This is a genomic window from Stenotrophomonas sp. 2YAF22 (genome assembly GCF_052114665.1).
In the GTDB taxonomy this organism is placed as follows: domain Bacteria; phylum Pseudomonadota; class Gammaproteobacteria; order Xanthomonadales; family Xanthomonadaceae; genus Stenotrophomonas; species Stenotrophomonas indicatrix.
Genome location: NZ_JBFRFE010000139.1, coordinates 1 through 7,989 on the forward strand (window position 1 = coordinate 1; position 7,989 = coordinate 7,989).

At 67.7% G+C, this 7,989-nt stretch carries 7 protein-coding genes; 6 read left to right on the forward strand and 1 reads right to left on the reverse strand.

The genetic code is table 11. The annotated features are described in order from the left end of the window. Positions 1 to 15 precede the first annotated feature (15 nt). The 5 genes from def (at position 16) to AB4Y84_RS07790 (ending at position 6,052) form a co-directional block, all read left to right on the forward strand. Entirely contained in the window at positions 16 to 528 is a 513-nt protein-coding gene (gene def, locus AB4Y84_RS07770) for a peptide deformylase (protein ID WP_154881125.1), read from the forward strand. Between the two features lie 121 nt (positions 529 to 649). Next, on the forward strand, positions 650 to 1,573 hold the full coding sequence (gene fmt / locus AB4Y84_RS07775; RefSeq protein ID WP_394197946.1) for a methionyl-tRNA formyltransferase: 924 nt from the start codon (positions 650 to 652) through the stop codon (positions 1,571 to 1,573). 3 nt (positions 1,574 to 1,576) lie between these two features. Then, positions 1,577 to 2,908, forward strand: a complete 1,332-nt coding sequence (rsmB, locus tag AB4Y84_RS07780; RefSeq protein WP_363734060.1) for a 16S rRNA (cytosine(967)-C(5))-methyltransferase RsmB — start codon at positions 1,577 to 1,579, stop codon at positions 2,906 to 2,908. 22 nt (positions 2,909 to 2,930) lie between these two features. Continuing rightward, a complete protein-coding gene (locus AB4Y84_RS07785) occupies positions 2,931 to 4,643 on the forward strand; it encodes a glycosyltransferase family 39 protein (protein WP_442249957.1) in 1,713 nt (570 codons plus the stop codon). A gap of 233 nt (positions 4,644 to 4,876) precedes the next feature. Further along, positions 4,877 to 6,052: an O-antigen ligase family protein gene (locus AB4Y84_RS07790; protein WP_312787160.1), complete on the forward strand. Its 1,176-nt coding sequence runs from the start codon at positions 4,877 to 4,879 to the stop codon at positions 6,050 to 6,052. Between the two features lie 25 nt (positions 6,053 to 6,077). Here the strand turns inward: AB4Y84_RS07790 and AB4Y84_RS07795 are convergent, their stop codons facing one another. Further along, positions 6,078 to 6,884 carry a glycosyltransferase family 2 protein gene (locus tag AB4Y84_RS07795; RefSeq protein WP_312110434.1) on the reverse strand — a complete coding sequence of 269 codons (807 nt, stop codon included), beginning with the start codon at positions 6,882 to 6,884 and terminating at the stop codon, positions 6,078 to 6,080. Here AB4Y84_RS07795 and AB4Y84_RS07800 point away from each other — a divergent pair. Beyond that, positions 6,883 to 7,941 (forward strand): CDP-glycerol glycerophosphotransferase family protein, encoded by a 1,059-nt coding sequence (locus AB4Y84_RS07800; RefSeq protein ID WP_312787159.1) that lies wholly within the window; start codon positions 6,883 to 6,885, stop codon positions 7,939 to 7,941. The two genes, AB4Y84_RS07795 and AB4Y84_RS07800, sit on opposite strands and share 2 nt — an antisense overlap. Positions 7,942 to 7,989: the final 48 nt, after the last annotated feature.

Here is a 7,989-nt window from a genome sequence, read left to right on the forward strand (position 1 = left end):
ACCCCGGAAACTGCCATRGCTTTACTCCCCATCCTTGAGTTCCCCGATCCGCGCCTGCGTACCAAGGCTGCGTTGATCGATGCCGCCGAAGTGACCACGCCGGCGTTCCAGGAGCTGCTCGACAACATGTTCGAGACCATGTACGACGCGCCGGGCATCGGTCTGGCTGCCAGCCAGGTGGACGTGCACCAGCGCTTCATGGTCATCGACGTAAGCGAAGAAAAGAACGAGCCGCGCGTCTTCATCAACCCGGAAATCGTCGCCAAGGACGGGGGCCAGGTGTACCAGGAAGGCTGCCTGTCGGTGCCTGGCATCTTCGCTGACGTGACCCGTGCCGACACCATCACCGTCAAGTTCCTGGACCGCCAGGGGCAGCCGCAGGAGTTGAGCACCGATGGCCTGCTGGCGGTCTGCGTGCAGCACGAGATGGACCATCTGGACGGCAAGCTGTTCATCGATTACCTGTCGCCGCTGAAGCGCGAGATGGTCCGCAAGAAGCTGGCCAAGCAGCGCAAGCACGTGGCGTGATCGCTGCTCCGGGCCGCCCTTCGGGGTGGCCCGCGCCTGCGCGTGACGCGCGGGCTGCATGGCGCCGGCCGACGGCGCCGTTTTTTTTCCTGCACGATTTCATCCTGCAAGTGGGGTTGCCATGAGGATTGTCTTTGCCGGTACGCCGGAATTCGCGGTGTCGTCGCTGCGCGCGGCCGCGCGTCATCACGAGGTGGTGGCTGTCTATACCCAGCCCGATCGCCCTGCCGGTCGCGGCCGTGGTCTGGCGCCTTCGCCGGTCAAGCTGGAAGCGGTCGCCCGTGGCATCCCCGTGTACCAGCCGGAAACGCTGAAGGACGAAGCGGCCCAGCAGCAGCTGCGTGACCTGCAGCCGGACCTGATGGTGGTGGTGGCCTATGGCCTGATCCTGCCCAAAGCGGTGCTGACCATTCCGACCCACGGTTGCTGGAACGTGCATGGTTCGCTGCTGCCGCGCTGGCGTGGCGCCGCTCCGATCCAGCGTGCCATCCAGGCCGGTGACGACAAGACCGGCATCTGTCTGATGCAGATGGAAGCTGGCCTGGATACGGGCCCGGTGCTGCTGCACCAGGAACTACCCATCGCCGCCACCGATACCGGTGGCCAGCTGCACGACAAGCTGGCCGAGCTCGGCGCACAGGTGCTGTCCGACGGACTGGGCCTGCTGCGCGCCGGCATCAAGCCGATCGCGCGGCCGCAGCCGGAGCAGGGTGTGACTTACGCGCACAAGCTGGACAAGGCCGAGGCAAAACTGGACTGGGCGCAGGACGCCGAAGCGCTGGCGCGCACGGTGCGTGCGTTCAATCCCTGGCCGATTGCCGAGGCACTGCTGGCCGGTGAGCGCGTGCGCATCCACGGCGCGGTGGCGCTGGATGTGGCCCATGGCCAAGCGCCGGGCACGGTGCTGGCCGCTGGCCGCGAGGGCATCGATATCGCCTGCGGGCAGGGCGCGCTGCGCCTGCGTGTACTGCAGCGGGAGGGCGGCAAGGCGATTACCGCCGCCGACTACCTCAATGCCCGCCGTGACCTGCGCGTGGGGGTCTGACGGGTGAGCAAGGCAAACGATTTCTCCATCGCCAAGGCGGCGCCGGGCGCGGCCACCCGCATGCTGGCGGCGCGCGTGCTGGCCCAGGTGTTCACCCGCGGTCGTTCGCTCAAGGCCGAGCTGGCCTGGGCGCTGCCCAAGCTGGCCGACACCCGCGACCGCGCACTGCTTGAAGCGTTGTGCTTTGCGGTGCTGCGCCGTCGCAGCACCTATGACGCTGCCCTGCAGGCGTGGATGCAGAAGCCGCTGTCCGCACGCGATGCCGACCTGCGCACGCTGCTGATGGTGGGCTTCGCCCAGCTGGATGTGCTGGAACTGCCCGCCCATGCGGCGCTGTCGGCGACGGTCGATGCTGCGCGCGCACTTGGCCGTGAACGCCAGGCGGGTCTGGTCAATGCGATCCTGCGCCGCGCCCAGCGCGAGGGCTTCCCCGAACAACCGGCACGCGACGCATTTCCGGTCTGGCTGGCCGAGGCCATCGAGCGCGACTGGCCGACACAGGCCGAGGCGATCTTCGCTGCCAGCCTGCAGCCGGCGCCGCTTTGGCTGCGTGCCAACCGCCAGCAGGGCGGGCGCGAGAAGATGATGGCGGCCTTGGCCGAGGCGGGCATTGCCGCCGAAGCCAGCCCACTGAGCGCCGATGCGCTGCGGCTGGCCGTGCCGGTTCCGGTGAACCAGCTGCCCGGTTTCGGCGAAGGCCTGCTGTCGGTGCAGGATCTGTCGGCGCAGTGTGCTGCTGACGCGCTGGCGCCGCCGACTGGCAGCCGCGTGCTCGACGCATGTGCCGCCCCGGGCGGCAAGTCGGCGCACCTGCTCGAGCGTGACCCCAGCCTGCAATTGCTGGCGCTGGATATCGATGCGCGTCGTCTGGCGCGCGCCAAGGATACGTTCGCCCGTACCGGTGTGGGCGAAGGCGCGCAGGTGCAGGTGGCCGATGCCAGCGATCCGGGGGCATGGTGGGACGGCGTTCCGTTCGACGCGATCCTGCTGGACGCACCGTGCTCGGCCACCGGCGTCATCCGCCGGCAGCCGGACGTGATGTTCCATCGGCGGGCGGAGGACATTGACGCGCTGGTCGGCATCCAGGCCCGGTTGCTGGAAGCCTGCTGGTCGATGCTGCGCCCAGGTGGCGTGCTGCTTTATGCCACCTGCTCGATCCTGCGCGCGGAGAACGTCGATCAGGTGAAGGGCTTCCTGAAATGGCACGCGGATGCGGAAGCGGTCGCGCTGGGTGACGCATTTGGTCTGGACTGTGACGGTATCGCGCGCCAGCGTCTGCCCGGTGAAAACGATGCTGACGGATTTTTCTACGCGCGTCTGCTAAAAAAGGGCTGACCCAACCGCAGTCCGAGCCCCCATGCTGAAAACCCGTGCATCACRCCAGACGTGGCTGTTCGTTGTGATGGCCCTGTTGGTGTTGGGTGCCGGCCTGGGACTACGCGATCCTTGGCCCTCGGACGAACCGCGCTTCGCCCTGGTCGCCAAGCAGATGGTGGACAGCGGCGACTGGCTGTTCCCGCACCGTGGGCTGGAGCTGTACTCGGACAAGCCGCCGATGCTGATGTGGTGGCAGGCCACGCTGTACAGCGTGGTCGGCAACTGGCGGGTGGCGTTCCTGCTGCCCTCGCTGATCGCTGCACTCGGCACGCTGTGGTGCGTGGTCGATCTGGGCCGGCGTCTGTGGACGCGCCAGGTCGGGCTGTATGCGGGCTGGGCGCTGCTGTTCGCCCTGCAGTTCACCTTCCAGTCGAAGAAGGCGCAGATCGACCCGCTGGTGGTGTTGTTCATCACCCTGGCCAATTACGGTCTGCTGCGCCACCTGCTGCTGGGGCCCGCCTGGCGCTGGTGGTGGTTGGGCTGGTTCTTTGCCGGCATCGGGGTGATCACCAAGGGCGTGGGCGTGATCGCGCTGCTGATGATCGTGCCAGCGGTGATCGGTTCGGCGCTGCACTGGCCGCGGGTGCGGCTGCATGCACGCGACCTGCGCTTCTGGTTGGCGCCGTTGGCGTTCGTGCTGGCCGTCGCGCTGTGGCTGGTGCCGATGGTGATGACCGCGTTGGCGACCCGCTCCGGCGAGTACCTGGCGTACATGAACGACATCCTGTTCCGGCAGACCGCCAAGCGCTATGCGCAATCTTGGGACCACCACCAGCCCTGGTGGTACTTCCTGGGCACCATGCCGTCGATGTGGATTCCCGCCTTCCTGGCGGTGCCGTGGGCGATCCCCGCCTGGCGGCGCCGGCTGCAGCGTCGGGACGCGCGCTATCTGTTGCTGCTGGGCTGGTGGGCGCTGATCGTGCTGTTCTTCTCGATCCCCAATGGCAAGCGCGACGTCTACATCCTGCCGGCGCTGCCGATGTTCTGCCTGGCGCTGGCGCCGTTGCTGCCGGGGCTGCTGCGCCGGCGCGATGTGCAATGGCTGCTGGGCGCGTTCACCCTGCTGCTGTCGCTGGGGACGTTGGCCGCCGGATTGTCTGCCCTGCTGGGCAAGCCCGGCTTCGAAGTGCGGCTGATGCAGACGCGGGGCATCGGCAATGGCGAGATGAACGCCCTGGCCTGGGCGGCCATGGCAATGGGCGGCTGGGGTGTGGCCAGCCTGCTGTTGTTCGGGCGTGATCGCCGTCAGCTGGCGCTGGTTTCGACCCTCACTGCCGTGTGGGTGCTGTACAGCCTGATCGGCTATCCGCTGCTGAATGATTCAAGTTCCGCCCGCGGCCTGATGCGGCACACCGGCCAGCGTATCGGCGCCGATGCGGAGCTGGGGCTGGTGGCCTGGAAAGAGCAGAATCTGCTGATGGCAGACCGCCCGGCAGCCACCTTCGGTTTCAACGAGCCCTGGGATGCACAGCTGGCTGCGGCGGTGGAATGGCAACAGCTGGCGCCCCGGCGCCGCTGGTTGCTGGTCCACCAAGACGCGCTGCTGCCCTGCATCGACCGCGACCGTGCCGAGCTGGCCGGGATCGCCAACCGCCGCCGTTGGTGGCTGGTACCGGCCACTGCGGTGCAGGGCCGGTGCGTGGCCAGCGCGGAGGAGCGCGAACGTGAACGGCGATTGCAGCGTGAGGAATAACCACCCTGGCCCGCGCTTGTCCAGACTGCCCAAGCGGCAGCAAAGGCAGTAAAACGTCAGCGTGGGATCGGCCGTATCGGCGATCCCGTTCATTCCGCCGGATTGCAGCGAACTTTTTCGACGTGGCAGCTTCAAAGCACAACCTGGAATCCACGATCGGCGATCCGCTGGGCGTCCCCGCAGGGAGGCGTCCGCGTGCGGCGCACTGGCTGGCGCAGATCGGCCTGTTCTGCATGCCGGCGCTGGTGCTGACGATTCCGATCAATCTGTTGCCCTACGCGCTGCTGCTGCTGGTCAGCACGGCGATGGTGCCCGGCCTGCTGTGGCAGGCCCGGCGTATGGACATGCAGCCGATCAAGGTCCTCAGCTGGCTGATGCTGGCGGTGGTGGTGATGGCCCTCGTGTCGGTCGTGCTGTTCGAACAGGGCCTGCGCGATGTCGACAATCGATCCCGCTTCCTGGTCATCCCGTGGATCGCACTGTGGGTGTGTGCGCTGCGCCCGGACATGCGCTGGCTGTGGCGCGGTGCATTGGCCGGGCTGGTGGGCACCTTCGTGCTTTCGGCGCTGCAGGTGGCCCAGGGCGCGCCACGCGCCGAACTGTTCACCAACGCGATCGTGCTCGCCGACATCGTGATGATGCTGATGGTGTTGCTGGTGTTCTGCCGGCCGTCGCGGCGCTGGTCGCTGGTAATCGTCGGCATGGCCGCCGGGTGCGGAACCATCATCCTGACCGGAAGCCGGGGCGTGTTCGCGGCTCTGCTGGCGCTGCTGGTGGTGCTGGCACTGAGCCTGCGCTGGCGCACCGGCGTGGCGCGTCTTTCAGTGCTTGCCGGCATGCTGGCCATCGGCGCGACCCTGCTGCTGTCGGTGCCCGAACTGCGCCACCAGGTGCGGTTGTCCGAACTGCACAGCGATGTGCAGCGCATGGAGCAGGGTGACAGTGACTCTTCGGCCGGGGCGCGCGTCGAGCGCCTGCAGGTGGCGTGGGAGACCTTCCTCGATCATCCGTTGACCGGGGTAGGCATCGGCCACTTCGACACGGCCATGAAGCGGGTGCCGGTCTGCCGCGAGAACCCGCAGGAAATCCGCTGCCACCTGCGCCATGCGCACAACGATCTGGCCGAGTGGGGAGCTACCCAGGGCCTGCCGGGCGTGTTGCTGCTTCTGGCCGTGTATGGCGTGCCCCTCTGGGTATTCGTACGCCTGCACCGGCGCAGCGGGCACATCACCTTCCGTGGCCCCGCCGCCGCCGGCGTGATGGTGGTGGTGTCCTACATCCTGTGCGGGTTGACCCAGTCGATGTTCGCGCACCAGATGACCGCAAGCTTCTACGTCACCATCGTCGGCCTGCTGACCGGCCTGTCGATCGTGGAAGGTGCCCGGCACCGGGCAAAGATCGCGCCGTAGCGTCCAGCCCTGGCCGACTTCCCGTTCAGGGGTTGGGAGGGTCGGACACGGCCTGACCGTTGCCCAGCATCCACAGCATGATGGTCTTCTGCCGCACATAGTTGGCGCGCACATAGGCATACACCAGGCCATGCCAGCCATCGCGGAAGCCGCCACGGAACAGGAAGCCGCGCCAGAACCGCCAGGCTGGCGCCAGTACCAGCTTGCCGAGGGTGGCCCGCTTGCCGCGCGCGAACTCGTGCTCGGCCATCATCCGTGCGTACTTCTCGGTCTTGGCCAGCTGCTGCTGCAGCGAGCGGTAGGGGAAGTGGATGAGGTCCCCGCGCAGGGTGCCGACGGTGCCATCGACGCTGGCCGCCTCATGGATCTCGCGCTTGCCGCGCCAGCCGCCCTGGCGGCGGTCGAACAGGCGCAGCACCCGGTCCGGATAGGCATTGCCGTGGCGCAGGAACCTGCCGAAGTACTCCGACAGGCGCGCGAAGCGGTAACCCGCATGACCTGCAAAGCCGCCGTCGCGGGCCTGCTCGATGGCCGTGCGCAGTTCCGGGCTGATGCGCTCGTCGGCGTCCAGGCACAGTACCCACTCGTGGGTGGCCTGCTCGACGCAGAACGCCTTCTGGCTGCGAAAGCCATCGAACGGACGCTGCAGCACGCGGGCGCCGGCAGCCTCGGCGATGGCCACCGTGGCGTCGGTGGACAGGGAGTCCACCACCACGATCTCATCGCAGAAGGCCAGCGAGGCCAGGCAGTCGCCGATGCGCCCGGCCTCGTTGAACGCGATAATGCAGGCCGAGATGCGAGGCCGTTCGATGGGAGCGGTCGTGGAGGACATGATGGCCGGGTACCTGTTGTTTGCGACGGAGCGCTATGCGCTGCCTATTCTCGCCCCGTTGGTGCAGGCCTTGCACGCTTCCGGCCAGGAAGTGGCGGCCTGGTTCGAAGATGGTGCGGCTGGCAGCCAGCTGCCCGGCGTGCCCAACATCGGCCTGAAGCAGGCCCTGGCGATGCGGCCGCGGGCGGTGTTCAGCGCGGCCAACTGGGTGCCGACCTTCCTGTCGGGGGCCAAGGTGCAGCTGTTCCATGGCTTCAACGTGGAAAAACGCGACAGTGCGCGTGGCCACTTCCGGGTGCGCGGCATGTTCGACCTGTACTGCACGCAGGGCCCTGCCACCACCGCGCCGTTCCGCGAGATCGCGGCAGTGCAGGGCCATTTCGCCGTGGCGGAAACCGGCTGGCCGAAGCTGGACCCGCTGTTCCGCGACGACGGCGGCGACAGTGCCGCACTGCGCAGTGCAGCCGGTGGACGCCCGGTGATCCTGTTCGGTTCAACCTTCACCGAGCGCTTGAGCGCCGCTCCGCACCTGCATGCGCAGATCGCGGCCGACATCGCCGCCGGGCAGCACTACTGGCTGCTGACCCTGCATCCGAAGTGCCCGCCGGAACTGTTCGAACGCTACCGCGCGCTGGCCGGCGCCAATGCGCGGTTCATCGAACCGGAGCAGGTGATGGCTGCCCAGCGCGCCGCCGACGTGCTGGTATCGGACACCTCATCGATCGTTTCGGAGTTCATCGTCCAGCACAAGCCGGTGGTGACCTTCCGCAACCGCGTGCCGAAGCCGCACATGATCGATTTCGACGATCCGCAGCAGTTGCCGGCAATGCTGGCGCGCGCGCTGCATCCCGATGCTGCGTTGCAGGCGGAGATCGTGCGCTACGCCGATGCCATCCACCCCTACCGCGATGGCCTGTCCAGCGAGCGGGTGATCGCCGCCACCGAGGATTTCCTGTCCGGCGAGATGGGCACGCTGCGTCGCAAGCCGTTTGGCAGTTGGGTCCGGGACCTGCAGATCCGCAAGGACCTGGGCTACTGGGGGCCGTCGCAGCGTTGATGTGTGTAGTGCCGGCCGCTGGCCGGCAACCACCGGAATGCCTGCGTT

Coding starts and splice junctions, on each gene's coding strand:
- fmt (WP_394197946.1), top strand. CDS start 650: ATGAGGATTGTCTTTGCCGGTACGCCGGAATTCGCGGTGTCGTCGCTG.
- AB4Y84_RS07790 (WP_312787160.1), top strand. CDS start 4,877: ATGCCGGCGCTGGTGCTGACGATTCCGATCAATCTGTTGCCCTACGCG.
- AB4Y84_RS07800 (WP_312787159.1), top strand. CDS start 6,883: ATGATGGCCGGGTACCTGTTGTTTGCGACGGAGCGCTATGCGCTGCCT.
- AB4Y84_RS07795 (WP_312110434.1), bottom strand. CDS start 6,884: ATGTCCTCCACGACCGCTCCCATCGAACGGCCTCGCATCTCGGCCTGC.